Origin of the sequence: Micromonospora musae, from assembly GCF_003626545.1 — a bacterium.
Taxonomy (GTDB): Bacteria; Actinomycetota; Actinomycetes; order Mycobacteriales; family Micromonosporaceae; genus Micromonospora; species Micromonospora musae.
On sequence record NZ_RAZS01000002.1, the window covers coordinates 354,662 to 377,743 of the forward strand.

The following is a 23,082-nucleotide window of genomic DNA, read 5'->3' on the forward strand; positions in this document are numbered from 1 at the left end:
GGCGCTCTCCCGAGTTCGTCCGGACTCCAGGTCCACGAAGGACTCGGTCAGCAAATCACCCGTACGGCACGGACACCAGACAACTATCGATGAATTCGGTCGGTCCTCGACGGTCTCCCGCTCACTCCGACGCGAGGTGTGGCACCCGCTGGTCCGACCAGGCCTGCCACAGGGTGGCGTACCGGCCGCCCCGCTCGGTCAGTTCCCGGTGGGTGCCGACCTCGACGATCCGGCCCTCCTCCAGCACCACGATCCGGTCCGCCGACACCGCCTGCGTCAGGCGGTGCGCCACGATCAGCGCGGTACGCCCGGCCAGGGCCGTCGCGGCCACCCGTTCGAGCAGACGCGCCCCCGCGCTGCCCGCCTCGGCGGTGGCCTCGTCCAGAATGGCCACCGGCGGGTCCCGCAGGATCAACCGGGCGAACGCCAGTTGCTGCGCCTGCGCCGCGGTGAGGACGTGCCCGCCCGCGCCGACCTCGGTGTTCGTACCGTCGGGCAGCTGCTCCACCCAGCTCAGCGCGTCCACGGCGGCCAGCGCGGCACGCACCTCGTCGTCGGTGGCGTCCGGGCGGGCCAGTCGCAGGTCCTCGCCGAGCGGCCCGGCGAAGACGTGCACCTCCTGCGTGATCAGCGCGACCTCCCCGGCCGGCACCGCGACGCTCCCGCCGGTCACCGGGTGCACACCGGCGATCACCTTGGCCAGGGTGGTCTTGCCCGCTCCGCTGCTGCCCACCAGGGCCACCCGTTCCCCCCGGCGGATCGTCAGGTCCACACCGGTCAGCACCGGCCGCCCCGGTACGTAGGCGAAGTCGACCCCGCTGACCACCACCGCGTCCGGCGTCTGCGCGGGCGTCACCGGCCGCCGGGCGGGCGGGTCCAGGTCGGCGACCCCGACCAGCCGGTCCAGCCCCGACGCGGCGGCCTGGGCGTCGTCGACCAGGGCCAGGGCCACGTTGATCGGGTTGAAGAGGCCATGGAAGTACAGGGCCGCCGCGGTGGCCGTGCCGATGCTCACCGCGTCCCCCCGCACCAGCAGGAATCCGGTGGCGAGCACGGCGGCCAGCCCGGCGAACTCGGCGACGTGCAGCCGGGCGTAGAACCGGGTCTGCAGCGCGACGCCCCGCAACAGCAGCTCCACCGCCTGCTGCGACTTGCCGGCGACCCGGTCCCGGTGCTCTTCGGCGATCCGGAAGGCGCGGATGGTCGGCGCGCCGTCGATGGTGGCGAGCAGGTGATGCTGCTGCGCGGCGACCGCCACGCGCTGCCGCGCGTAGAGCGGCACGGCGCGATGGGTGTACCAGCCGACCGTGTAGACCTGCACCGGCACCGCGATCAGCGCCGCGACCAGGAAGCGCCAGTCGAGCACCGCCATCCCGGCCAGGGTGAGCACGATCGTGAGCAGGGCCCGGGTGAACTCGGGCAGCGCGCTGCGGGCCGCCTCGGCGACCACCGCCACGTCGTTGGTGACCCGGGAGGTGAGGTCGCCGGTCCCGGCGCGCTCGACGCGCTCCAGCGGGAGGCGCAGGGCGGCGGCCACGAACCGTTCCCGCAGCCGGGCCAGCATGCCCTCACCCACCTGGGCGAGCAGGGCCACGCCGAGGCCGGCCAGCGCCGCCTCGGCGATCGCGCCGCCCACCAGCCCGGCGCCGGTGAGCAGGAACTCGCCGGTGCTGCCCCCGCCGGTCGCCAGATCGACGATCCGGCCGAGCAGCGGCGGGGTCACCAGTCCCGCGGTGGTGCCGGCGACCAGCAGGGCGAGCGCGCCGGCCAGCCGGGCCCGGTGCGGCCGTACCAGCACGCGCAGCCAGGCCCGGGTGCGACGCCCGGTGGCGATCGGCAGCGGTGTCGGCTCTGCGGTCATGGCTGGCCCTCCGTCGGCGTGCCGCTGTGTTCCGTACGCCCGAACGGGTTGCCGGTCACGCGCCGGAGTCCGGTGCGGCCGGTCATGCCAGCACGGTCTCTCGGTAGCCGGCGTCCCCGGCGATCAGGTCGGCGTGCGTGCCGCTGCTCTGCACGGCGCCGTCCCGCAGGACGACCACCCGGTCGGTCACCGCGAGCAGCGCCGGGCTGCTGGTCACCAGGACGGTGGTCAGCCCGTCCCGCATCGACCGCAGTCGCCCGGCGATCCGGGCCTCGGTCACCGCGTCAACGGCGGTGGTGGGGTCGTGCACGATCAGCACCGGCGGGTCGCCGGCCACCGCCCGGGCGAGCGCGATGCGCTGCCGCTGCCCACCGGAGAGCGAGCGGGCCTGATCGCCGAGCACGCTGTCCAGACCGTCCGGGAGGCTGCGCGCCACCTCATCGGCGTCGGCCGTGGCCAACGCCGCCGCCACCCGGTCGGGTCGGGCGCGCCCGGCCAACGAGACGGCGTCGCGCAGCGTGCCGTCGAAGAGGTCGGTGTGGTGTTCGGTGGCGAGCACCACGGCCCGCAGCGCGGACGGAGCGAGCTCGGTCAGCGCCACGCCGTCCAGTCGGACCGACCCGGCGGCCGGGTCGCGCACGCGTCCGAGCACCCGCACCAGCTCGGCCGCCTCGGCCGGGTCGGCGGCGACGACGCCGAGCAGCTCGCCGGGGGCGATGTCCAGGTCGACCCCGCGCAGCGGCGGGCTGTGCAGACCCCGCAGCGTCAGTGCGCCCCGGGCCGGGGTGACCGGGCTCGCCGAGCCGCCGGTCACCGCGTCGGGCGCGTGCAGCACGGCGGCGATGCGGCGGGCGGACGCCCGGCCCTGGGCGAGGTCGGCGCCCACCCAGCCGAACGTCGACAGCGGCCCCACCAGGAACTGCGCCAGGCCGAGCGAGGAGATGAGCTGACCGACGCTGACCTGGCCACGGACGGCCAGCAGGCCGCCGACGACCGCGATGACGGCCAGGAAGGCTCCGCTGAGCGTGGAGACCACCCCCTGGTAGGCGGCCTCCGCCCGGGCCGCTCGTACCGTCGCGGCCAGCGCGCTGCGACTGCGCCGCCGGTAACGGGCGACGGCGGCGCTCTCGGCCCGCAAGCCCTTGATCACGCGGAGCCCGGCGACCAGGTCGGCGGCGATGCCGGAGGCCTGCGCGCCGTGCTCCTGCTCGGTCTCGCTGCGTCTCTCCAACGGCTTGCCGAGCAGGCGGGTGAGCAGCATCAGCGGAGGGGTGCCCAGGAGCACCAGCAGTCCGAGCGGCAGCGAGATGGAGAGCAGCAGGACTGCCGTGAAGACCACTGCGACGACGGCGGCGACGCCGGCGGCCACCGCGACGGCGACCGCGCCGACCCGGGACGCGTCGCTGGTGGCGATCGAGACCAGGGCGCCGGGGAGGCGGTCGGCCTCGGCGCCGCCGCGCGCGTCCAGCACCCGCCGGGTCACCCGCAGGCGCAGGTCGTGGGCGGCCTGCTCGGCGGCCCGCTCGGCGGCGCGCGCGCCGTAGCGGAAGCTGTAGCTCAGGCACAGGTAGACCGCGGCCAGCACCCCCAGCCACAGCGCGAGGCTGCCGACGCCGCCGGCCACCGCCCGGTCGATGATCACGCCGATCAGGAACGGGACCGCGGCCTCGCCGGCCTGGTGACCGGAGAACATGACTGTGCTCAGCGCGATGGTGCGCCGCTGCCCGGCGAGCGCTGCGCCGAGCACCGTACGACGGCCGGTCACACGGTGGCCCGGTCGACCACGCCCGCCGCCGCGCCGCCGCGCGCCGCCCGCCGCCGCTGCCGGTCGGCGGGCACCACCATCGGGGTGTCGGTCTCCGGGTCGGTCATCACCCGGCAGGGCATCCCGAAGACCGACTCCACCAGCTCCGCCGACATCACCTCGGCGGGAGCGCCCTGCGCGACGACCGCGCCGTCGTGCATCACGATCAGCTCGGTGGCGTACCGGCAGGCCTGGTTCAGGTCGTGCAGCACGGCCACGATCGTGCGGCCCTGCTCGTGCAGCTCCGCGCAGAGGTCCAGCACCTCGAACTGGTGGGAGAGGTCGAGGAAGGTGGTCGGCTCATCGAGCAGCAGGATCGAGGTCTGCTGGGCCAGCGCCATGGCCAGCCAGACCCGCTGGCGCTGCCCGCCGGAGAGCTCGTCGACGAAGCGGTCGGCCAGCTCGGTCACCTCGGTCTGGCGCATCGCGTCGGCGACCGCGGCCTCGTCCTCGGCGGACCACTGCCGCACCAGGCGCTGGTGCGCGAAGCGGCCGCGGGCGACCAGCTCCTCCACCACCGTTCCGCCCGGCGCGACCGGCGACTGCGGCAGCATGCCGAGCTGCTTGGCGACCTGCCGGGACGGGTACGACCCGATCGCCCGGCCGTCGAGCAGCACCGTGCCGGAGTGCGGCTTCAGCACCCGGGCGAGCGAACGCAGCAGGGTGGACTTGCCGCACGCGTTCGGGCCGACGATGACGGTGAACGACCCGTCGGTGATCTGGACGTCGAGATCCCGCACGACCACTCGTCTGTCGTACGCCAGGGTCAGCGCCTCGGCCCGCAAGCGCGCCTTGGTCATCGCCGTGCTCCTTATCCGCGGTTGCGGCGCTCTCGGAAGAGCAGCCAAGTCAGGTAGAGACCGCCGAGCGCGCCGGTGACGACGCCGACGGGGATGTCGTTGCCGGGCAGGACGTGCTGTGCCCCCCAGTCGCTGGCGCTCAGCAGCGCGGCACCCATCAGCGCGGCGGGCAGGACACCGGCGTGCGGGGAGCGGGTCAGCCGGGTGGCCAGCGGCGGTGCGGCCAGCGCCACGAACGCGATCGGCCCGGCCGCCGCGGTGGCGCCCGCCGCGAGCCCGACACCGGCGAGCGCCAGCACCGCCCGGCTGCGTTCGACCGGAACGCCCTGCAGCTGCGCCGGTTCGTCACCCAGGGCCAGCAGGTCGAGATGCCGGGCGTGGTAGAGCACCACCGGCAGCAGCACCGCGACGGTGCAGCCGACCAGCGTCACCTCGGTCCAGCCGTGGCCGTTGACGCTGCCGATCAGCCAGACCTGGGCGGCGAGCGCCTCGTCCAGTCGGCTGCGGTAGATCAGGTACGAGTTCGCGGCGTCGAGCAGCGCGTACATGCCGACGCCCATCAGGACCAGCCGGAACGGCTGCACCCCACGGCGGAACGCCAGCAGGTAGATGGCGACGGCGGTGGCCAGGCAGCCGAGGATCGCGCCGACCGCCACCTGGAATCCTCCGCCGCCCAGCACCAGCAGCACGATCAGCGCGCCGGTCGCCGCGCCGACCGTCATGCCGACGAAGTCGGGGCTGCCGAGGGGGTTGCGGGTCAGGCCCTGGAAGACGCTGCCGCTCGCGCCGAGCGCCGCCCCGACGAGCAGGGTGATCAACACGCGGGGGAGTCGCAGCTCGTGCACGATGAAGTCGGTGCCCGGGTCGCCCTGGCCGACGAGGCTGCGCAGCACGTCGGGCACGGGGACCGGGAAGTCGCCGCTGGAGAGGTTGACCAACGAGACGGCGAGCGCCGCCAGCAGCAGCGCGGTGCCGACTAGCAGCGCACGCAGGTGCACCCGCAGCGAGAGCCGGCCGGCCCGGCTGCGGATCACCAGCTGGGTCGTACGGCCGGAGCGGCGCAGCCGCAGGACGGGGGCGGTCACAGCGCGCTCAGCCGGCGTCGGCGGCACAACGCGATGAAGAGCGGGGCGCCGAGGAACGCGGTGACCACTCCGACCGGCATCTCGGCCGGGGCCACCAGGACCCGCCCGATCACGTCCGCGGCCAGCAGGAGGGTGGGGCCGAGGACGACCGAGTAGGCCAGGATCCAGCGGTGGTCCGAGCCGGTGAACATCCGGGCCGCGTACGGGACGGCCAGGCCGACGAACCAGATCGGACCGGAGGCGGCGGTCGCGGCGCCGCAGAGCAGCGTCACCGCGAGGATGCTCAGCGCCCGGATCCGGTTGGGGTGCGCGCCGAGCGAGGCGGCCGAGTCGTCGCCGAGGTTCAGCGCGTTGAACTGGCGGCCCAGCGCCAGCGCCAGCAGGATGCCGGCCACCAGGAACGGGGCCACCTGCATGATGGCGGCGCTGTCGCGGTCGGCGAGGGAACCGACGTCCCAGTGCCGGTACCTGTCGAACGCCTCCCGGTTGGTGACGAGGACGGCCCAGACGGCGGCGCCGAGCACCGCGGTGAAGGAGACCCCGGCGAGCACCTGCCGTTCCGGGGTGGGTGCGCGGCCGGAGCCGCCGAGCGCGAAGACGGCCGCCGAGGTGAGGGCGGCCCCGACGATGGCGAACCAGACGTAGCCGGTGGCGGTCCCGACGCCGAGGAACGCGATGGCGAAGACCACGCCGGTGGCGGCGCCGAGGTTGACGCCGAGCAGCCCGGGCTCGGCCAGCGGATTGCGGGTGAGCGCCTGCATGACCGTGCCGGCCAGGCCCAGCGCCGCGCCCACCCCGAGGCCGAGCAGCGTACGGGGCAGCCGCAGCTGGTGCACGATCGCCGCGGACGGGGAGCCGTCATCGTGCCAGAGCACCTGCCAGACGGTGCCCAGGCCGAGCGAGCGGCTGCCGACCGCGACACTCAACGCCACGGCGACGGCGAGTGCGACGAGGCCGACGCCGAGGCCGGCCCAACGACGGCGGGTACGGGACCGCGGCTCCCGCGACGTCTGCTCCGCTGAGGTGGTCGGCGGCGCCGGGAGGGTGCCGGTGGTCAACAACGCTCTCCGCCCATCCGCGTTACGTGAGTTAGGTGAGGCTAACCTACACTCCGCTCCGAGGTCACCGACGTGGGGCCTCGCCTGCAGAAAGGAACAACCGTGCGGCTAGCCTCAATCCGGCGTACCGCCACCGTGGCGGCGACCGGGCTCGTGCTTCTCCTCTCGGCGTGCGGGGGCGGATCGGAGCCGCCGGCCACCTCGTCCAGCGGCACCGCCTCCGACTCCTTCCCCGTGTCGATCGAGCACAAGTTCGGCACCACCACCGTCCCCGCCGAGCCGAAGCGGATCGTCGTGGTCGGACTGGTCGAGCAGGACGCGCTGCTGTCGCTGGGCGTCGTCCCGGTCGCCACCAGCGAATGGTTCGGCGAGAAGCCCGGCGCGATCTGGCCGTGGGCCGAGGCCGCGCTCGGCGGCGCGCCCCGACCGCAGGTGCTCACCAGCACCGACGGCGTCCAGTTCGAGAAGGTCGCCGCGCTGCGGCCCGACCTGATCCTCGGCATCTACTCCGGGCTGACCGCCGACGACTACGCGACCCTCGCGAAGATCGCCCCGACCGTGGCGCAGCCGAAGGGGGCCGTCGACTACGGGGTGTCCTGGCAGGACCTCACCCGTACCGTCGGCGCCGCGGTCGGCCGCAAGGCGCAGGCCGACCGCGTCGTCGCCGACGTCGAGGGGAAGATCGCCGCGGCGCGCAGCGCGAACCCGGCCTTCGCCGGGGCGACCGGCCTGATGGCCACCACCTACGAGGGCTACTACGTGTACGGGCCGCAGGACCCGCGCGGCCGCTTCCTCACCGACCTGGGCTTCACGCTGCCCACCGGGCTCGCCGAGGTGACCGGCGCGGAATTCGGCGCGAACCTGAGCCGGGAGCGCACCGACATGCTCGACACCGACGTGCTGATCTGGCTGGTCGACAAGTACGACCCGGACAAGGCGAAGGTGCAGGCCGACCCGCTCTACAGCAAGCTCAAGGTCAAGACCGAGGGGCGCGACGTCTACCTGGAGAACGAGGAGATCGTCGGGGCCGCGACCTCCTTCATCACCCCGCTGAGCCTGCCGTTCCTGCTGGAGAAGCTGGTTCCGCAGCTGACCGCGGCGGTCGACGGCGATCCGGCGACCGTGGCGCAGCGGGCCACCGCCTGACGATCCGGTGGGGAACCGGTCCCGGACGACCGGTTCCCCACCGCGCCGGCCCGCGCGGCGTGACCGCCGAGCGGTCTCACCCACCCCCGTCCGGGCCGGTGGCTCACGCAGCGGGAAACCTGGGTAGCGTGCCTGTCATGAGTTCGGACACCTTCCGCTCGGTGGAGATCGAGCGCACCAGCCTCGGGCAGTACGTCGTGCGGAACGTCCGCGGCGGGTCGATGTCGGTCGGCACCGGTGAGGACGGCAGCTTCACCCCGGTGGAGCTGCTCCTGGCCGCCATCGGCGGCTGCACCGCGATCGACGTCGACCACATCACCAGCCGCCGCGCCGAACCCGCCCACTTCACCGTCAACGTCACCGGCGACAAGATCCGGGACGAGAGCGGAAACCGGATGCAGAACCTCAAGGTCGAGTTCACCGTGACCTTCCCGGAGGGCCCGGAGGGCGACCAGGCACGCGAGGCGCTGCCCCGGGCGATGCAGCAGTCACACGACCGGCTCTGCACCGTCTCCCGCACCGTCGAGCTCGGCACCCCCGTCTCGACGGTCGAGGCGGCCGGTCCCGACCGCGACTGAGCTTCCCGGCGCGGGTCACCGGTACATCAGGTGCAGCATCATGCCGGCGTCGGCGTGCGGCAGGTTGTGGCAGTGGTTCGCCCACATTCCGGGGTTGTCCGCCCGGAACGCCACCTCCCACACCTCGCCGGGGCGTACGTCGAACGAGTCCCACCACAGCGGACTACCGGTCGCCGGCGTACCGTCGCGGGCCAGCACCAGGACGTGATGCCCGTGCAGATGCCACGGGTGCACCACCAGTGATCGGTTCACGATGGTGAACTTGACGACGTCGCCGAGGCGGACGACCTGCGGCGGGATGTCCGGAGCGGCCGCGCCGTTGACGGTGTGGGCGTAGCGCGGAAGCAGCCCCCGCAGGTCCAGGCCGCGGTCGAGCACGAGGGTGAACTCCCGATCGAAGCGGGACCACGGCACCGGTGAACCGGTGCCGTAGCTGAGCGGATCCAGCACCGGCCACGAGCCGGTCGCCGTCGACACCGGCCCGGTCGACCAGACCGACCGGCCGTCGACAAGGAGCGCCACCGGTGTGGCGGGCGCGGTGAACACCAGGTCGTAGCGCCCCCCGGCCGGGATCAGCACGGCGGTCTCCGCGACCGGCGTCGGTCCCCGCAGGTCCGAGCCGTCGATCGCGGCGACCCGGAACGGAGCACCGGCCAGGGCGTACCGGTGCGTCGTGCTGTCGGTGTTGATCAGTCGTAGCCGTACGGGCACACCCGCCTCGACCGGCTCCGTTCTCGCCACGGGCAGCGACAGGCCCGCCAGCGTGTGCACCGGCACCGTGACGTCGACGCCGGTCACCGGCGCCGGGCGCACCACCAGGACCCCGTAGAGCCCCATCCGCACGCCGACGTCGGAGACCGAGTGCGTGTGGTACCAGTACGTGCCGGCCTGGTCGGCGCGGAACCGGTAGACGAACTCCTGCCCCGGTGACACCGCCGCCTGGGTCACGTCGGGCACCCCGTCCTGGTCGTTCGGCACGTCGTACCCGTGCCAGTGCAGCGTGACCCCCCGCTCGATGTCCCGGTTGCGCAGCGTCACCTCCAGGACGTCGCCGACGGTGGCGATCAGCTCCGGCCCCGGAACCTGCCCGTCGAACGCCCACGCCGCGACGTCCCGGCCGCTCACCCGTACCGTGGCGGTCCCGGCGGTCAGTGTGAACCGCTTGGTCGGCTCGCCCACCGGCTGCGCCTGCCGATATTCGTGGTCGTGGGTCCCGGCGGGGGAGGCCTCCGGGGCGGCGGTCAGGCCCGTTCCGGTGACCAGCGCCGCGACCGCCACCGCGACGGCCGCCCGGGACACCGCCCGCGACGGGCGCGGACCGAGCAGACGCCACGAGACGACGGTCGCCGCGGCAACCCCGGCGACCGCCAGCAGCGCCACGCCCGGCGACACCGGATAGCCGTGCAGGACGGTGACGAGCAGGGCGCCGCTCCCGGCGTAGCCGGCGAAGAGCAGCGGGACAGCGGCGGAGCGGATGTCGGCCGGCGGTCGCAGCAACCGTGCCCCGGCGACCGCCACCGCCACCAGCGACAGTGGCGTGGCCACCACGACCTTCTCCGCGGCGAACCACCAGCCGGCGCGGGCGAGCGCGGTGATCGTGACGGCGCGGGCGAGCGTGCCGAGCAGCGCGAGGACGGCCAGCCCCAGTGCGAGCCGACGACGCCGGGCGGCCGACGCGACGCCACCGGCCAGCCAACCGGCGGTCGCGAGGAGCGCGATCGCGAGGTCGGCCGCGAGCAGCGAACCGGTGCTCACGCCGGCTCCGCTTCCCGGACGACCACCCGCTCGGCGTCGGCCGGCGCCGGGTTGGCCAGCTCGCGGGCCGCCCGGAGGAGACCGACCACGACGTGCACCGCGATGATCCCGTTGACCGCGTGCAGCCCGGCGACGGTCAGGCCGACCGGAGTGCTGGCGCCCGAGGCGTCGGTGAAGGCGTTCGCGAACATGGCGAGCAGGGCTTGCAGGACGACGAGAGCGAGCGGCAGGGCCGCCAGCCCGACGACCCGGCCCGGCGCCCTCGCCAGCGCGGCGAGCAGGATGGTGAGCAGGGTGAGGACGGGGATGATCACCATTCCGTTGACGCTGTGCAGTGCGTACGCGCCGTCCCCCGCGGGTTTGGTGAACGCGCCCACGGCGGCGAAGACGAACTGGAGGGCGAACGCGACCAGCAGCAGAGCGCTGACGAGGACCAGGGCCTTACGCATGAGAAACCTCCTAGAGTTCAGCGGGGGAGAGGGTCTGGGCGACGTGGTCGGTGGCCGTGATCGCCCCGTAGGCGACCAGCCGCACGAGATCCGCGTCGTCCGGATGGGAGAGCCGCCAGAGGGCGACGTCACCCGAGCGGATCGCGGCGGGCGCGAACGCCGCCAGCAGGGCAATCCGCGTGCCGACGCGGTCCGCGCCGGGCAGGTCCCGGATCAGGTCGGCGGCCCACTCCGCGGGCCGGGTCGGGTGCCGCCCGTCCTCCCAGCGCACGGTCGCCTCGACGGTCCGGCGCGCGACGTCGCCCAGCAGCTCTCCGCCGCGCCCGGCGGCGTCCCGCAGTGACGCGTACGCGACGCCGACGGGGCTGTCGCCGGCCCAGGCCGGTGGCGACGTCGTGCCGACGCCGAGGAGGGCCAGGCCGCGGCCGGGTTCCTTCGGCGCCCGGGCGGTCGTGGCGTGCAGCCGACCGCCGGCCGAGCGCACCAACGGGTAGCGCTGCACGCCGCCGGGGAGCAGATCCGGGTCGAGCAGCGCCGAGACGATCCGGTTGACGAAGTGGAAGGCGAGCGCGGTGCCGGTCACCTCGGGGCGGTACGGGCTGGCCCAGTCGGCCGCCTCCGGGGTGCGGCTCGCCTCGGCCCAGGCGACGAGCGCGGCGTGCCTCGGCTCCGCCGGCGTTCCGCCCCGGGCGACGACCTCGGCCAGCTCGTGCTCGCCGAGCGCGTGCAGCAGCATCACGTGGGCGTCGACGCAGAACCGGCAGCGGTTGGCCCGGGACACCGCCGACGCGACGAGCTCACGGTCGACCCGGGACGCGTCCCCGGCGAGCAGGGCCTCGCGCATCAGCGCCCACGTCGCGGTCAGCAGCTCCGGCGCGACCGACAACGCCCGGAAGGTGGGCGCCGGCCCGAGGAACTCGTCCCGCAGCTGCCGGTAGACCTCCGCGGTGCGGCCGGTCGCGGCCTTCGGGGGAGCGGGGGTGAAGAAGCGGTACGTCATGGCGTCGATGCTCGTCCCGGCGGGCCGGAAGGGCGTCGTGCCGCCGCAGGCACTTGCCGGGCCGCCGCTACCACGTCCGCGGTACGCCTCAGCTACCGCAGCTGGAGGATGCTCCAGTGACGACGGCCGTTCTACAGTTCGTCCATGCGCCGCGACCTGCCGTACGCCCTCAGCGGCCTCGCCCTCGGCCTCCTCCTGCTCGGCAACGCCGCGCTCGCCCCGGACGCCGCACCGGTACACGCGATCGACGTCGCCCTCGTCGTGGTGATGGCGGCCGCCCTGGCGGCGTGCCGGCGGTACCCGGCGCCGGCGTTGATAGTGGTGAGCGCCGCCATGCTGGCCCTCCACCTCCGGGTGCACCCCGGCCCCTCCGCCGCCTTCCCCGTCCTCGGCGCGGTCTACGTCGCCGCCTGGCGGGGACACCGGACGACCGCCGCCCTGGCCAGCCTCGTCTTCCTCGGCGGCTTCCTGGCCCACGACATCTCGGTGGCACCCGCCGGCCGGCCCGGCCAGCAGATCGTCGAGCGGACGTCCCTGCTGCTGGGCTGGTTCGTGGCCGCCAACGTCGCCGGGCTCGTCGGTCGGCAGCGCCGGGCGTACCTGGAGCAGGTCGAGCAGCGGGCGGTGGAGGCCGAACACACCCGCGAGGAGGTGGCGCTGCGTCGCGCCGGGGAGGAGCGGCTGCGCATCGCCCGGGATCTGCACGACTCACTGACCCACAACATCTCCGTGATCAAGGTGCAGGCGGGGATCGCCGTGCACCTGGCCCGCAAACACGGGGAGGAGCCGGCGGCCGCGCTGCTGGCGATCCAGGAGGCGAGCGGCGCCGCGATGCGGGAGCTGCGCGCGACGCTGGGCGCCCTGCGCTCACCCTCCGACGGGGACTGGGTCGGGCTGGCCCGGGTGGGTGAGCTCGCCGAGCGGACCCGGGCGGCCGGCGTGCCGGTGCAGGTGACGGTCACCGGTCAGCCCCGGGAGCTGCCCGGCGAGGTCGACCAGGCCGGATACCGGGTCGTCCAGGAGGCTCTGACCAACGTGGCCCGCCACGCCGGTCCCGCCACCGCGCGGATCCACGTCGAGTACGCCCCGGCGCAGCTGACCGTCTCCGTCACCGACGACGGCCGGGCCGCGCCGGTCGGGTCGCCGACGCCCGGGGTGGGCCTGCGCGGCATGAGGGAGCGGGTCACCGGGCTGGGCGGCACGCTGGACGCCGCGGCCCGCGACGACGGCGGGTTCGGGGTGCGCGCCACGTTCCCGCTGGACGGTTCCGCGTGATCCGGGTCCTGCTCGCCGACGATCAGGCCCTGATGCGGGCCGGTTTCCGAGCCTTGCTCGACGCCGAGGACGACCTGGAGGTCGTCGGTGAGGCCGTCGACGGCGCCTCGGCCGTGCAGCTGACCCGGCGGCTGCGACCGGACGTCGTGCTGATGGACGTGCAGATGCCGGGGCTCGACGGCATCGGGGCGACCGGGCGCATCGCCGCCGACCCCGACCTCGCCGCGGTCCGCGTCCTCATCCTCACCAACTACGGGCTCGACTCCTACGTCTTCGCCGCCCTCCGCGCGGGCGCCAGCGGGTTCCTCCTCAAGGACGCCGACCCCGCCGACCTGCTACAGGCCGTCGCCGTCGTGGCGCGCGGCGACGCGCTGCTCGCCCCCGCCGTCACCCGTACGCTGATCAGCGAGTTCGTCGCGGTCCCGGCACCGCCGGACCGGACGGCCGGGCGCGAGGTGCTGACCGCCCGCGAGCAGGAGATCGTCGAGCTCGTCGCCCGGGGGCTGAGCAACGACGAGATCGCCGAACAGATGGTGATCAGTCCGTTGACCGCCAAGACGCACGTCAACCGGGCGATGACGAAGCTGCACTGCCGTGACCGCGCTCAACTGGTCGTGTGGGCGTACGAGTCGGGGCTGGTGACGCCGCGCCGTCGCTGACACCACGTCGCCCAGCGGGCGCTCGGTTCAGTCGCACACCGTCTCGGCGTAGCGGGCGAAGTCCTCTCGGGTGCGGTACGTGGCGACGTATCCGCCGTCCGTGTCGCCCTCCCAGTTCTTGGTGAGGATCGTGTTCGGGCCGACCCGGTCGCGTAGCTCACTGACCCGGAACGGGAAGTCGTCCACCGCGCCGCCGTCCTCGTTCCACGCCCGCAGGTCGTAGATCTGCTCGTCGTCCAACGTGGCCGCCGCCAGCTTCGTCCGCCAACCGTCCGCCGGGTCGAGCAGTACCACGTCCTCCGTCTCGCGGGCCCGGCGATCCTGCTCCCGCTCGAGCTGGATCACCCTGCCCTTGACCCCGCCGTTGTCCATGCCCCGGTAGAGGGTGATCACGACCGCCCCCTCACCCCGGCACCAGTCGAACACACCGACCAGCCGGCCGTCGGGGTCCAGTCGTACGCCGACCGCGCCCTCGATCGGGGCGCTGCAGCCCGTCAGGCAGGCCAGCACCAACGCGCAGATGAGTCCCAGCAGCCCCGTCCGTCGCATCCTCACACGGTAGGTGCCGACGGTCACCACGCGGTCACGCCGACGAAACGGCTCGGCAGGCGGTCGGTGCCTTCAGGTTGATGCCCGGTAGGGCGGGTACCGGACCACCATGCCTGCATCCACCTGGATCACGACGGCGGCGGCCGTCGCCGCGACGGCCGCCGCCGGCAGCCTGGCCACCGATCCCTCCTCCCGCTGGTACCGGCGGTTGCGCAAACCTCGCTGGCAGCCGCCGCCGTCGACGTTCCCCCTGGTCTGGACCCCGGTGTACGCGCTCATCGCGGTGGCGGGCGCCCGCACGCTGGAGCGCAGCAGGGGAGACGAGCGTGCCGCGTTCGCCCGTGCCTACGCGCTGAACCTCGCGCTCAACGCCGGCTGGACCGCGCTCTTCTTCCGCGCTCGTAGACCCGCCGCCGCGCTCACCGAGATCGCCGCGCTCAACGCGTCCAACCTCCTGCTGCTGCGCCGTGCCGTGCGTACCGACCGGGTCGCCGGCCTCGCGCTGGCCCCGTACGCCGCCTGGACGGTCTTCGCCACCGCGCTCAACGGCGCCGTCGTACGCCTCAACCGCGACAGGTGATCGGCTCCTGGCAACCCGTCGCTCAGCGGCTCAGGGAGGTCTCCCGCTCCATGTGCGACAGCTTCTCCGGATTGCGCATCGCGTAGAGACCCGTGACGAGGCCGTCGTCGATGCGTACCGCCACGACGGTGTCGATCTCGCCGTCCTGCCGGAAGACCAGCGCCGGGTAGCCGTTGACCTGCGCCGGCAGCAACGTGCCCACGGCGGCGATCCGGCCCAGCCCGGCGGCGAGCACCCGGGAGACCTTCTCGACGCCCACGATGGGGCGCGGAACGGCCTGCTTGAGCCCGCCACCGTCGCCCAGCATGACGACGTCCGGCGCGAGGATGTCGAGCAGCTGCTGCAGGTCGCCCGTCTCGACGGCCCGTTGGAACGCGTCGAGCGCGTCCCGGGTCTGGGACGCGGAGACGATCCCGCGTGGTCGCCGCGCCGCGACGTGCGTCCGTGCCCGGTGGGCGATCTGCCGGACCGCGGCCGGGCTCTTCTCGACGGCCTCGGCGATCTCGTCGTACGCCAGATCGAAGACCTCGCGCAGCACGAACACCGCCCGCTCGGTCGGCGTGAGCGTCTCCAGCACCAGCAGCATCGCCATCGAGACGCTCTCGGCCAGCTCGACGTCCTCGGCCACGTCCGGCGTGGTCAGGAGCGGCTCCGGCAGCCAGGAGCCGACGTAGGACTCCTTCCGGCGGCGGAGCGTGCGCATCCGCCCGAGCGCCTGGCGGGTGGTGATCCGCACCAGGTACGCGCGCTGGTCCCGTACGGTGAGGAGGTCGACGCTCGTCCATTTCAGCCAGGTCTCCTGCAGGACGTCCTCCGCGTCCGCGGCGGAGCCGAGCATCTCGTAGGCGACGGTGAAGAGCAGGTTGCGGTGGGCGAGGAACGTCTCGGTGGCGGGGTCGGGGCGGTCGTCGAGGTCACCGCCCGAGCCGCGTTCGTCAGGTGTGGTCCGCGCCGTGCCGGCCATGGCTGGCTCCTGTTCACTCTCGGCTGGGTCACCCACCAGATGCCGGGCCGCGCCGTCGTGTGACATCGGAACGGTACCGTCCGGTGTCGTTGTGGCGCGGGTCACCTGTGCGCCGCTGTCACAGCGGCCGGGTCACCGGCATCTCGTGTTCGTCCAGCACGACAGCACGAGGAGGACGAAGCCGTGACCACTCGATTCAACCTGTTCGACAACGAGGTCTCCGTCAGGTTCGCCAAGCGGTTCGCCAACGCCGGCCTGGTCATCCACCAGTCCTCGCTGCCGGCCTCCACCCAGGAGCTGGTGTCGCTGCGGGCCAGCCAGATCAACGGCTGCGGGTGGTGCATCGACATGCACACCAAGGAGGCCCTGGCCGCCGGCGAGAGCGCCGTCCGACTCAACCTGGTCGCCGCCTGGCGCGAGTCCACGGTGTTCACCGAGGCCGAGCAGGCCGCCCTCGCGCTCGCCGAGGAGGGCACCCGGCTCGCCGACGCCCACCCCGGCGTCTCCGACGAGACCTGGGCCGCAGTACGCAAGCACTACGACGACGACCAGATCGCCGCCCTGGTCTCCCTGGTGGCCCTGATCAACGCGGCCAACCGGCTCGCCGTGATCGTGCACCAGCGGGGCGGCTCCTACGAGACCGGCGCGTTCGCCGGCTGGTCCAGCTGAGCGGCGGCGAGTCCGGCCCGGCCCGGGTTCGACCCGGGCCGGGCTGCCGGCCGTGGTCTCGCGGACCGCTGCTCGTTCAGCCGAGGCGTAGAGTCGTCTGCGTCGATGTCCCGGGCCGGCGGAGGTGGCCATGGCTGGTTTCCGGAACTGGGTCACCCTGATACGCGTGCACCGCGCCGGCCGGCGCGCCGCCGCACGTGTCGAACGCGGTGACCCCGCCGCCGGGGCCGAGGCCCTGACCCAGGCGATCGCGCTCGCCGACCGGCAGTGGGGTGCCGCCAACCCGCAGTCGATCGCGCTGAGGAGCAACCTGGTCCACGTACGTCTCGTGCTCGGCGACCTGACCGCCGCCCGCGAACTGGGCGAGCGGACGGTCGCGCTCTCCCGGCAGGTGCTGGGCGAGGACCATATGGTGACCTGGAACGCGGTCAACAACCTGGCCCTGGTGGTCCAGGCGGACGGCGACCCGGCTCGGGCCCGTACCCTGCACGAGCAGGAACTCGCCGCCTCCCGCCGGCTGCGCGGCGCGGCCCACCCGGACACGATCACCTCGATGAGCAACCTCGCGCAGTGCCTCTTCCGGCTCGGCGAGGCGGAGGCCGCCCACGACCTCTTCGAGGAGGTCGCCCGGCTCTCCCGGGACGTCCACGGCGCCGACGACCCGAGGACCCGCGTCGCGCTGGACAATCTGGCCCTCGTGGCGGTCGCCCTCGGCGACCTCGACCGAGCCCGGCAACTGCATGAGGAGGCCGTCGACGGGCTCGGGCGCGCCGAACCCTAGGGTCTGCTTGATGGGGGAGAACCAGGACCGCACGCCGCTGCGGTACGACCAGACCGGGCTGCGCGGGAGGCTCGCCCGCGTCCTCGTCGCGGAACCCACCGACGAGATCGACTGGCCGGCCGACCTGCCGGCCGGGATCGAGCGGGTCGTCATCCTCGACGACACGCCGAACCCGCATCACACGCTGCGGGTGTGCCCTCCCGGCGAGACCACACGCGTGGCGTTGGTCGTGTTCGACCAGTTGGCGCTCTGCGACGACCCTCCGGAGGTGTGAGGACGATGGATCCGCGACGCATCGAGCTCAACCGGCGGCACAGCCGCGAGATGGGCGTGCTCTTCTCGACGTTCCTCGACGCTCATCCGGACGTCGAGTCCGAGGTGGACGGGGCGCAGTTGACGGCGGAAGAGGATGCCGCCTGGGTTGCCTTCAGCGCCCAACTCCTCGGCCGGCACCAGGCCGAACGGTCCGCGCTCGCGGACGTGCTCGAAGCCGAACTGCGCGGCGACGACCCGCGACCCGGTACGCGGCAACGCGGCCGAACGGCAGATCGACCGTCGCTGCTTGCCGCGGAGCCGCGCGTCCGTATGCTTTCAGGCGTGACTGCGCCATCCCCCGGCACCGCCAACCCGGTTCCCCCGAACGGCCCCCGCGCCAGCGTGATCCTCGTGATCGGTGGTGACGGCCCAGCCCCGCTCCGTCCAGCCTGGATGCTGATCGGGCCAGCGCTCACCGCGTTGCTGGGCGTCTACCTGCTCGCCGTCACCTTCGGGCCGGGCGGGTCCGCGATGCGAATGGCCCTGCAGCTACCGGATTCGGCGATCCCGTGGAGCTTCGTCGCCTACCTGCTCCCGGCGCTGCTCGCGACTCCGCTCGGTTTCCTGCTCGGCCGGCGCTGGCCGACCGCAGTGACGCTGCCCGCGGCCGTCGTGCTGATCCTCGGATCGCTGCTGACGACGCTGGCCGCGGGGAGCGGTTCGCTGCTGTTCGGCCGCGCGCTGACCGGGATCGCGGCCGGTGTGGCGTGGGGCGTCACGGCGGTGCTCGTCGCGCAGCTGAGGGCGCAGCGCGCCTGGGCGATGCCGCTCGTCGTCGGCGCGGCAGTGCTCGCGCTCGGGTTCGGAGCCGTGGCCGGGGCGCTGCTGACCCGGGGGCTCACCTGGCGCACGCCGTTCCTGCTGGCCGTGCCGCTCGAAGTGGTGGCGGTGCTGGCCACCGCGGTGACCGGGATCGTCGTGCTGACCCGGCGCCCGTCCGGGCCGGTGCAGCCTCCGGCCGCGCCGCTGGTCTGATCCGGCCGGCGCAGCCGGGCATGGTCTCCTGAGACCGGCCCTCACGCGGGGTCGGGCGGCCGGCTGCCGTGGTCGGCCTGATACTGCTCGCGGGTGGTCGCGTGAACCGCGACGGGCCGCTCATCTCCCGGTACGGCCGTGTGGAACTCGCACGGCAGGCCCAGCTTCTCCATGACCCGCTTCGATCTCGTGTTCTCCACGTGCCGAATGCTGACGATCCGGTCCAGGTCGCAGACGTTGAAGCCGAACCGTAGGACCGCCGTGGCGGCCTCGGTCGCGTACCCGTGCCCCCAGAACCTGCGATCGAGCCGCCAGCCGATCTCCACCGTCGGCAACACCTCGGGGAGGAACTCGGGCACGGCGAGCCCCACCCAGCCCGCCCAGGCGCCGCCCTCCCGCAGCTCGACGGCGAACAGACCGAAGCCCTGGGTCTCCCAGTCCCTGATCATCTTGCGGAGAGCCTCGGCGCTCTGGTCACGGTCACGTACCGACCCGTCCCGGATGTAGCGCATCACCTCCGGGTCGGCGTTCAGGCTCGCGATAGCGTCGAGGTCGTGCTCGCGCAGGCCGCGAAGGGTCAGGCGCTCAGTGCCGAGAGTGATCACCTGTGCAGTGTCGGCGCTGCCACCTCGTCTCGCCAAATCGGCGTCGTCTGCCGGGGATCTCGTCGAGGGGCTCGCCCGGTCAGCTGAGCCAGAAGGTCGACTTCGCGCGGGACGCCCTGCCCACCGTCAGGGCACCCCGGTCGTGGTTGACGTAGCTGCCCCGACGATCCGACAGCTCCAGCGAGACGGCGTTGCTGTTCGCCAGGCCGGGCACCCTGCGGAAGCTGGCCTGCGCGACGAACCCGTCGCCCTCCTGCACCGGCTCGATGCGCAGGCTCGTTCCGTCGACCCGCCAGTAGCGGTCCGGGAAGTTCACCGACTGGAGCGAGACGGTGCCCTCGCCCGCGAACCCGGGGACGAACCGGAACTGGGAGTCGGCGAGCTCCCGTACGCGCGGGTCGACGCGGAGCGCGTACGTGTGGTGACGTACGAACGTCGACGGGGCGTCGGCGGGCGACAGCCGTACGATCGGGCCGCCCCGGCCCACCGGCACCCCGAACAGCGGAGTTCCGTCAGGGTGCCAGTAGAGGCGCTGCGCACGGGCGTGCCGGTTCGGGTCGTAGAGCGGGTCACCGACGATGTCCCGGTAGTCCCGCGCGTGGTAGACGAGCACGTCGGTCTCCCCGTCCTCGGCTACGGTGAAGCTGTTGTGCCCGGGGCCGTACTGCCCCGTCTGCTCGTCGGTGGTGAGGACGGGGTCGGGGTTCTTGCTCCAGGTGGCCGGGTCGAGCAGGTCGGCGCGGGCGTCCGCGGTGAGCAGCCCCATGCAGTAGCGGGCATCGGTGGCGCTGGCGGAGAAGGTGACGAAGACCCGGCCGTTGCGCTTGATCACGGCCGCGCCCTCGTTGACCCGGAAGCCCTGCACCTCCCACGACTTGGTGGGGGTGGCGATGCGCGCCGGGTTCCCGGTGATGGTGAACGGTGAGGTCATCCGGGCGATGTAGAGGTTGCTGTTGCTGCTGATCTCCGGTTCGCTCTGCGCCCAGACGAGGTAGCGCTCCCCGCGGTGCTCGAAGGTGGTGGCGTCGAGCGAGAAGCTGTCCCACGGGGTGATGATCTGCCGCGGCGCGGCCCAGCCGCTGACGTCGCGGGGGTCGGCGGCGGTGGACGCCATGACGTACATGCGGATCCGGAAGACGTCGTCGGCGTCACCGGCGGCGAAGTAGAGGTACCAGCGGCCGTCGATGCGGTGCAGCTCCGGGGCCCAGATGTGGCCGCCCATCCGGCCACCGGCGGGACGCCGCCACACCACCGCCTCGGCGGCGTCGCCGAGCCCCTCGATGGTCGGTGCGGCGCGCACGATGAGCCGGTCGTACTCCGGCACGGAGGCCGTGAAGTAGTACTGGCCCCGGGTGCGGGGGGTGACGAACGGGTCGGCGCGCTGCCACACGAGGGGGTTGGCGGTCGGGGCACCGTAGATCTCACCGTCGGTGGGCGGGGCCGCCCAGGCGTCGGTGCCGGTGGCGGCGGGTAGGGCCAGCCCGGCCGCGGCCACGCCGAGGCCACCGCGCAGGAGGGTACGCCGGCTGAGGGGAGTGCTCATCGCTGCTGCTCCTACTTCGTCTGGACGCGGATGAAGGTCACCGAGTACGGCTCGAAGGTCCGGGTGAAGGTGGGCGCGACGCCCTTGATGGTGCTGGTCCTCGGCTTGATGAGCTGCGCCGTACGGGTGTTCAGCTCCTCCGGGTCGCCGCTGATGACGGTCAGCTGCGCCTTGTTCGCGACGCGGACGCCGGCGCCCAGGTTGATCGTGGTGCGCGCCGGCGTGGCCTGGGCGTTGACCACCTTGACGATGAGCTGGCCGGCGGCGACGTCGCGGGTGACGACCTGGGCGAACGGTTCGGTGACGGCGTTGTCGTCGAAGCTGCCCCACACCTGCCCGTCGAGCAGCAGGGTGACCTTCGTGCCCCGGATCTGGACCTTGATGTCGTACGCGCGGCCGGTCTCGATGGTGTTGGGCTTGGCGATCAGCGTGGTCTTGCCGCCGTTCACGGCCTTCTCCACCGCGCCCTGGGTGTTGTTCCAGCCGCCCAGGTTCCACCAGTAGTAGTTGCCGGTGTCCTTCACCCCGAAGCCGACGAGGAACCCCTCGGCGCCGGAGAGCTTGGTCGCCTTGACGTCGAGGTCGTAGTCGCGCCAGTTCTCGTCGCCCGCCTCGACCATGGTGTTCTCGGCGGCGGTGTCGGACTGGACGTAGCCGCCGTCGACGACCGACCAGGCGCCGCGACCCGCGATCGGGGTCCACCGGTCGGCGCCGGCGGAGAAGTCGTCGTGGAAGAGCTGCGTGCCGTCGGCCGAGGTGACCAGCACGTCGTCGTACCTCGCCGCGGTCCGCCAGGTGGAGAGCCCGACCGCCCCGGTGACCGGCTCGGGCGTCCGCGTCGCGCCGCTGAAGGTGCTCGGCACGACCCGGTCACCGACGTTGGTCATGAAGAGCTTCTGCACCTCGTAGCTGGCCGAGCCCCACGACTGGTCGTTGTCGAACCAGATCATGTCCGGCCGCCACTGGACGTAGTCGATGTTGGCCAGCAGGGGAGCGTAGGACGCCATCGTCACCACGTCGGCGTTGCGCTCCAGGCCGGTCAGGTACGCGCCCTCGGCCAGCGCGTTGTAGAGCTTGTTCTCCTGCGACGCGAACTCGCCGAGCCACACCTTCGCGCCGGAGCGGTCGTAGCTGTCGTAGCGCCTGTTGTTCTGCAGGAACCAGTCGGGGCTGTTGTAGTAGTGCTCGTCGACCATCTCCACCCCGTTGGCGCGGTTGAGTTCCCACGCCCGGTCGAAGGTGGCGCCCATGTCATCGGGGCCGGAGTTGCTGATGATCGTGATGTCCGGGTACTCCGCCTTGATCGCGTCGCGGAACTTCACGAAGCGGGCCATGAAGGCGTCCGGCAGGTTCTCCTCGTTGCCGACCTCGAGACGGTCGAGGCCGAACGGCTCGGGGTGGCCCATCGCCGCGCGCTTCGCGCCCCACGTCGAGGTGGCCGGACCGGTGGCGAACTCGATGAGGTCGAGGGTGTCCTGGATGTGTCGTTGCAGCAGCGCCTCGTCGTCGACGGCCCGGTTCTGGCCGCAGCCGGTGACGAGTGCCGGCACCACCGGCACCGCCTTCGCGCCGACGTCCTCGGCGAACTGGAAGTACTCGTAGTAGCCGAGGCCGTAGGACTGGTTGTAGCCCCAGAAGTTCGCGTTGGTGGCGCGCTCCTCGACCGGCCCGACGGTGTCCTTCCACTGGTAGGCGCGGGCGCGCTGGTATCCGCTGGCGGCGTCGTAGCCGTACATGCTCCCGGTGTTCACGATGCATCCGCCGGGAAAGCGCACGAAGCCGGGGCGCAGCGCGGCGATCTTCTCGGCGAGGTCCTTCCGCAGGCCGTTCGGTCGACCCTTGAAGGTGTCCCGGGGGAAGAGCGACACCATGTCGAGGCGCAGGGTGCCGGCGCCGCCGGCCTGCACCGTGAGGCGCGCCGCGTCGGTGGTGCCGGTGGCCACGAACGTGCCGGTGTACCGGCGCCAGGTGTCGCCCCGCACGCTCACCCGCACCGCCGTGGCGTACGTCGTCGTCCCGGCCTGGTCGCGCAGGCTCACCGTCAACGGGGTGCCGCCGGCCGCGTCGGTGCGCGCCCAGACCGAGAAGTCGTACCGCTTGCCCTTCTCCAGCGCGACGCCGGTGTTGTAGCCGGCGTTCTGCACGCCGTAGGCGCCGGCACCGGTGTTGCTGAGGGTCAGCTTCAGGTAGGTGCGGTTGCGTTCGTTGAGCCGGGCGTCGTCGTCGACGGTGGCGGCGGTGCCGCTGCCGCCGGCGGAGGAGACGGCGCTCCAGGCGGTGAGGCCGGTGTAGGAGCCGTTGTCGACCGGGAGGTACTCGAAGGACCGGTTCTGCACCAGCTCGGCGTAGAGCCCGCCGTCGGCGGCCCGGTTGATGTCCTCGAAGAAGACCCCGTACATGTCCGGGTCGATCGCCGGGCCGGTGCCGCCGGAATCGACGTCGATGGTGTAGTCGAGGGCGGCTGTCGGGTCCGCGCCGATTGCGGGGGCGCCGGCGCTCAGCCCGGCGGCCACGATCGCGGTGACCAGGCCCGCGACGAGGCGGTACGTACGCATGGTGATCGGCCTTCCCTGTCGGCGGTGGCGGGTGGGCGGGGCGGGCAGCGCCGGGATGCGCTGACGCCCGCCCGCG

Annotated in this window: 22 protein-coding genes; 9 read left to right on the plus strand and 13 right to left on the minus strand. The window is 73.2% G+C overall.

What is annotated here, in order from left to right:
* Positions 1 to 121: 121 nt before the first annotated feature.
* The 5 genes from D7147_RS06040 to D7147_RS06060 all read right to left on the minus strand — a co-directional run bounded on the left by D7147_RS06040 (position 122) and on the right by D7147_RS06060 (position 6,608).
* A complete protein-coding gene (locus tag D7147_RS06040; RefSeq protein WP_120674454.1) occupies positions 122 to 1,861 on the minus strand; it encodes an ABC transporter ATP-binding protein in 1,740 nt (579 codons plus the stop codon).
* Positions 1,862 to 1,943: 82 nt separating this feature from the next.
* On the minus strand, positions 1,944 to 3,626 hold the full coding sequence (locus D7147_RS06045; protein WP_233562960.1) for an ABC transporter ATP-binding protein: 1,683 nt from the start codon (positions 3,624 to 3,626) through the stop codon (positions 1,944 to 1,946).
* Entirely contained in the window at positions 3,623 to 4,465 is an 843-nt protein-coding gene (locus D7147_RS06050) for an ABC transporter ATP-binding protein (protein WP_120674456.1), read from the minus strand. The genes D7147_RS06045 and D7147_RS06050 overlap by 4 nt, the downstream gene beginning before the upstream one ends.
* A gap of 11 nt (positions 4,466 to 4,476) precedes the next feature.
* Positions 4,477 to 5,550: a FecCD family ABC transporter permease gene (locus D7147_RS06055; RefSeq protein WP_233562961.1), complete on the minus strand. Its 1,074-nt coding sequence runs from the start codon at positions 5,548 to 5,550 to the stop codon at positions 4,477 to 4,479.
* The gene (locus tag D7147_RS06060) at positions 5,547 to 6,608 is read right to left on the minus strand and encodes a FecCD family ABC transporter permease (RefSeq protein WP_199734092.1); all 1,062 of its coding nucleotides are present in this window, start codon (positions 6,606 to 6,608) and stop codon (positions 5,547 to 5,549) included. The genes D7147_RS06055 and D7147_RS06060 overlap by 4 nt, the downstream gene beginning before the upstream one ends.
* A 102-nt stretch (positions 6,609 to 6,710) precedes the next feature.
* Here D7147_RS06060 and D7147_RS06065 point away from each other — a divergent pair, with 102 nt between their 5' ends.
* Both D7147_RS06065 and D7147_RS06070 read left to right on the plus strand, forming a co-directional pair.
* Complete coding sequence (locus D7147_RS06065) at positions 6,711 to 7,754, plus strand: iron-siderophore ABC transporter substrate-binding protein (protein ID WP_120674460.1); 1,044 nt, start codon at positions 6,711 to 6,713, stop codon at positions 7,752 to 7,754.
* A 137-nt stretch (positions 7,755 to 7,891) separates the two neighbouring features.
* Complete coding sequence (locus D7147_RS06070) at positions 7,892 to 8,332, plus strand: OsmC family protein (protein WP_120674462.1); 441 nt, start codon at positions 7,892 to 7,894, stop codon at positions 8,330 to 8,332.
* Positions 8,333 to 8,347: 15 nt separating this feature from the next.
* Here the strand turns inward: D7147_RS06070 and D7147_RS06075 are convergent, their stop codons facing one another.
* From D7147_RS06075 to D7147_RS06085, 3 genes are read right to left on the minus strand one after another with little or no spacing between them, the layout of a single operon-like run.
* Positions 8,348 to 10,087: a multicopper oxidase family protein gene (locus D7147_RS06075; protein WP_120674464.1), complete on the minus strand. Its 1,740-nt coding sequence runs from the start codon at positions 10,085 to 10,087 to the stop codon at positions 8,348 to 8,350.
* Positions 10,084 to 10,536 carry a DUF6220 domain-containing protein gene (locus D7147_RS06080; protein WP_120674466.1) on the minus strand — a complete coding sequence of 151 codons (453 nt, stop codon included), beginning with the start codon at positions 10,534 to 10,536 and terminating at the stop codon, positions 10,084 to 10,086. Before D7147_RS06080 ends, D7147_RS06075 begins: the two co-directional genes overlap by 4 nt.
* Positions 10,537 to 10,546: 10 nt before the next feature.
* Entirely contained in the window at positions 10,547 to 11,536 is a 990-nt protein-coding gene (locus tag D7147_RS06085) for a carboxymuconolactone decarboxylase family protein (RefSeq protein WP_120674468.1), read from the minus strand.
* Positions 11,537 to 11,680: 144 nt separating this feature from the next.
* On the opposite strand from D7147_RS06085, the gene D7147_RS06090 reads away from it, so the two are divergent.
* Positions 11,681 to 12,811 carry a sensor histidine kinase gene (locus tag D7147_RS06090; RefSeq protein ID WP_120674470.1) on the plus strand — a complete coding sequence of 377 codons (1,131 nt, stop codon included), beginning with the start codon at positions 11,681 to 11,683 and terminating at the stop codon, positions 12,809 to 12,811.
* Entirely contained in the window at positions 12,808 to 13,470 is a 663-nt protein-coding gene (locus D7147_RS06095; protein ID WP_120674472.1) for a response regulator, read from the plus strand. Before D7147_RS06090 ends, D7147_RS06095 begins: the two co-directional genes overlap by 4 nt.
* Positions 13,471 to 13,497: 27 nt before the next feature.
* On the opposite strand, the gene D7147_RS06100 is transcribed toward D7147_RS06095, so the two are convergent.
* The gene (locus tag D7147_RS06100) at positions 13,498 to 14,019 is read right to left on the minus strand and encodes a hypothetical protein (protein WP_120675253.1); all 522 of its coding nucleotides are present in this window, start codon (positions 14,017 to 14,019) and stop codon (positions 13,498 to 13,500) included.
* A 109-nt stretch (positions 14,020 to 14,128) separates the two neighbouring features.
* Here D7147_RS06100 and D7147_RS06105 point away from each other — a divergent pair, with 109 nt between their 5' ends.
* Positions 14,129 to 14,599, plus strand: a complete 471-nt coding sequence (locus tag D7147_RS06105; RefSeq protein WP_120674474.1) for a TspO/MBR family protein — start codon at positions 14,129 to 14,131, stop codon at positions 14,597 to 14,599.
* 22 nt (positions 14,600 to 14,621) lie between these two features.
* On the opposite strand, the gene D7147_RS06110 is transcribed toward D7147_RS06105, so the two are convergent.
* Complete coding sequence (locus D7147_RS06110) at positions 14,622 to 15,563, minus strand: RNA polymerase sigma-70 factor (RefSeq protein WP_120674476.1); 942 nt, start codon at positions 15,561 to 15,563, stop codon at positions 14,622 to 14,624.
* Positions 15,564 to 15,746: 183 nt separating this feature from the next.
* On the opposite strand from D7147_RS06110, the gene D7147_RS06115 reads away from it, so the two are divergent.
* From D7147_RS06115 to D7147_RS06130, 4 genes are all read left to right on the plus strand, one after another.
* Positions 15,747 to 16,232 (plus strand): carboxymuconolactone decarboxylase family protein, encoded by a 486-nt coding sequence (locus D7147_RS06115; protein WP_120674478.1) that lies wholly within the window; start codon positions 15,747 to 15,749, stop codon positions 16,230 to 16,232.
* Positions 16,233 to 16,362: 130 nt separating this feature from the next.
* Positions 16,363 to 17,013: a tetratricopeptide repeat protein gene (locus D7147_RS06120; protein WP_120674480.1), complete on the plus strand. Its 651-nt coding sequence runs from the start codon at positions 16,363 to 16,365 to the stop codon at positions 17,011 to 17,013.
* Positions 17,014 to 17,023: 10 nt separating this feature from the next.
* The gene (locus D7147_RS06125) at positions 17,024 to 17,287 is read left to right on the plus strand and encodes a DUF7161 family protein (protein WP_120674482.1); all 264 of its coding nucleotides are present in this window, start codon (positions 17,024 to 17,026) and stop codon (positions 17,285 to 17,287) included.
* A gap of 5 nt (positions 17,288 to 17,292) precedes the next feature.
* The gene (locus tag D7147_RS06130) at positions 17,293 to 18,303 is read left to right on the plus strand and encodes an MFS transporter (RefSeq protein ID WP_120674484.1); all 1,011 of its coding nucleotides are present in this window, start codon (positions 17,293 to 17,295) and stop codon (positions 18,301 to 18,303) included.
* Positions 18,304 to 18,344: 41 nt separating this feature from the next.
* Here D7147_RS06130 and D7147_RS06135 read toward each other — a convergent pair whose 3' ends face one another.
* The 3 genes from D7147_RS06135 to D7147_RS06145 form a co-directional block, all read right to left on the minus strand.
* A complete protein-coding gene (locus D7147_RS06135) occupies positions 18,345 to 18,908 on the minus strand; it encodes a GNAT family N-acetyltransferase (RefSeq protein WP_120674486.1) in 564 nt (187 codons plus the stop codon).
* A gap of 79 nt (positions 18,909 to 18,987) precedes the next feature.
* On the minus strand, positions 18,988 to 20,451 hold the full coding sequence (locus D7147_RS06140) for a family 43 glycosylhydrolase (protein ID WP_120674488.1): 1,464 nt from the start codon (positions 20,449 to 20,451) through the stop codon (positions 18,988 to 18,990).
* An 11-nt stretch (positions 20,452 to 20,462) separates the two neighbouring features.
* Positions 20,463 to 23,006, minus strand: a complete 2,544-nt coding sequence (locus tag D7147_RS06145) for an alpha-L-arabinofuranosidase C-terminal domain-containing protein (protein ID WP_120674490.1) — start codon at positions 23,004 to 23,006, stop codon at positions 20,463 to 20,465.
* Positions 23,007 to 23,082: the final 76 nt, after the last annotated feature.

What these genes read in the sequence shown, in the direction of transcription:
- D7147_RS06040 (WP_120674454.1), bottom strand. Translation starts at nt 1,861, where the DNA reads ATGACCGCAGAGCCGACACCGCTGCCGATCGCCACCGGGCGTCGCACC.
- D7147_RS06050 (WP_120674456.1), bottom strand. Translation starts at nt 4,465, where the DNA reads ATGACCAAGGCGCGCTTGCGGGCCGAGGCGCTGACCCTGGCGTACGAC.
- D7147_RS06070 (WP_120674462.1), top strand. Translation starts at nt 7,892, where the DNA reads ATGAGTTCGGACACCTTCCGCTCGGTGGAGATCGAGCGCACCAGCCTC.
- D7147_RS06080 (WP_120674466.1), bottom strand. Translation starts at nt 10,536, where the DNA reads ATGCGTAAGGCCCTGGTCCTCGTCAGCGCTCTGCTGCTGGTCGCGTTC.
- D7147_RS06085 (WP_120674468.1), bottom strand. Translation starts at nt 11,536, where the DNA reads ATGACGTACCGCTTCTTCACCCCCGCTCCCCCGAAGGCCGCGACCGGC.
- D7147_RS06090 (WP_120674470.1), top strand. Translation starts at nt 11,681, where the DNA reads ATGCGCCGCGACCTGCCGTACGCCCTCAGCGGCCTCGCCCTCGGCCTC.
- D7147_RS06100 (WP_120675253.1), bottom strand. Translation starts at nt 14,019, where the DNA reads ATGCGACGGACGGGGCTGCTGGGACTCATCTGCGCGTTGGTGCTGGCC.
- D7147_RS06105 (WP_120674474.1), top strand. Translation starts at nt 14,129, where the DNA reads ATGCCTGCATCCACCTGGATCACGACGGCGGCGGCCGTCGCCGCGACG.
- D7147_RS06110 (WP_120674476.1), bottom strand. Translation starts at nt 15,563, where the DNA reads ATGGCCGGCACGGCGCGGACCACACCTGACGAACGCGGCTCGGGCGGT.
- D7147_RS06120 (WP_120674480.1), top strand. Translation starts at nt 16,363, where the DNA reads ATGGCTGGTTTCCGGAACTGGGTCACCCTGATACGCGTGCACCGCGCC.
- D7147_RS06125 (WP_120674482.1), top strand. Translation starts at nt 17,024, where the DNA reads ATGGGGGAGAACCAGGACCGCACGCCGCTGCGGTACGACCAGACCGGG.
- D7147_RS06130 (WP_120674484.1), top strand. Translation starts at nt 17,293, where the DNA reads ATGGATCCGCGACGCATCGAGCTCAACCGGCGGCACAGCCGCGAGATG.
- D7147_RS06140 (WP_120674488.1), bottom strand. Translation starts at nt 20,451, where the DNA reads ATGAGCACTCCCCTCAGCCGGCGTACCCTCCTGCGCGGTGGCCTCGGC.
- D7147_RS06145 (WP_120674490.1), bottom strand. Translation starts at nt 23,006, where the DNA reads ATGCGTACGTACCGCCTCGTCGCGGGCCTGGTCACCGCGATCGTGGCC.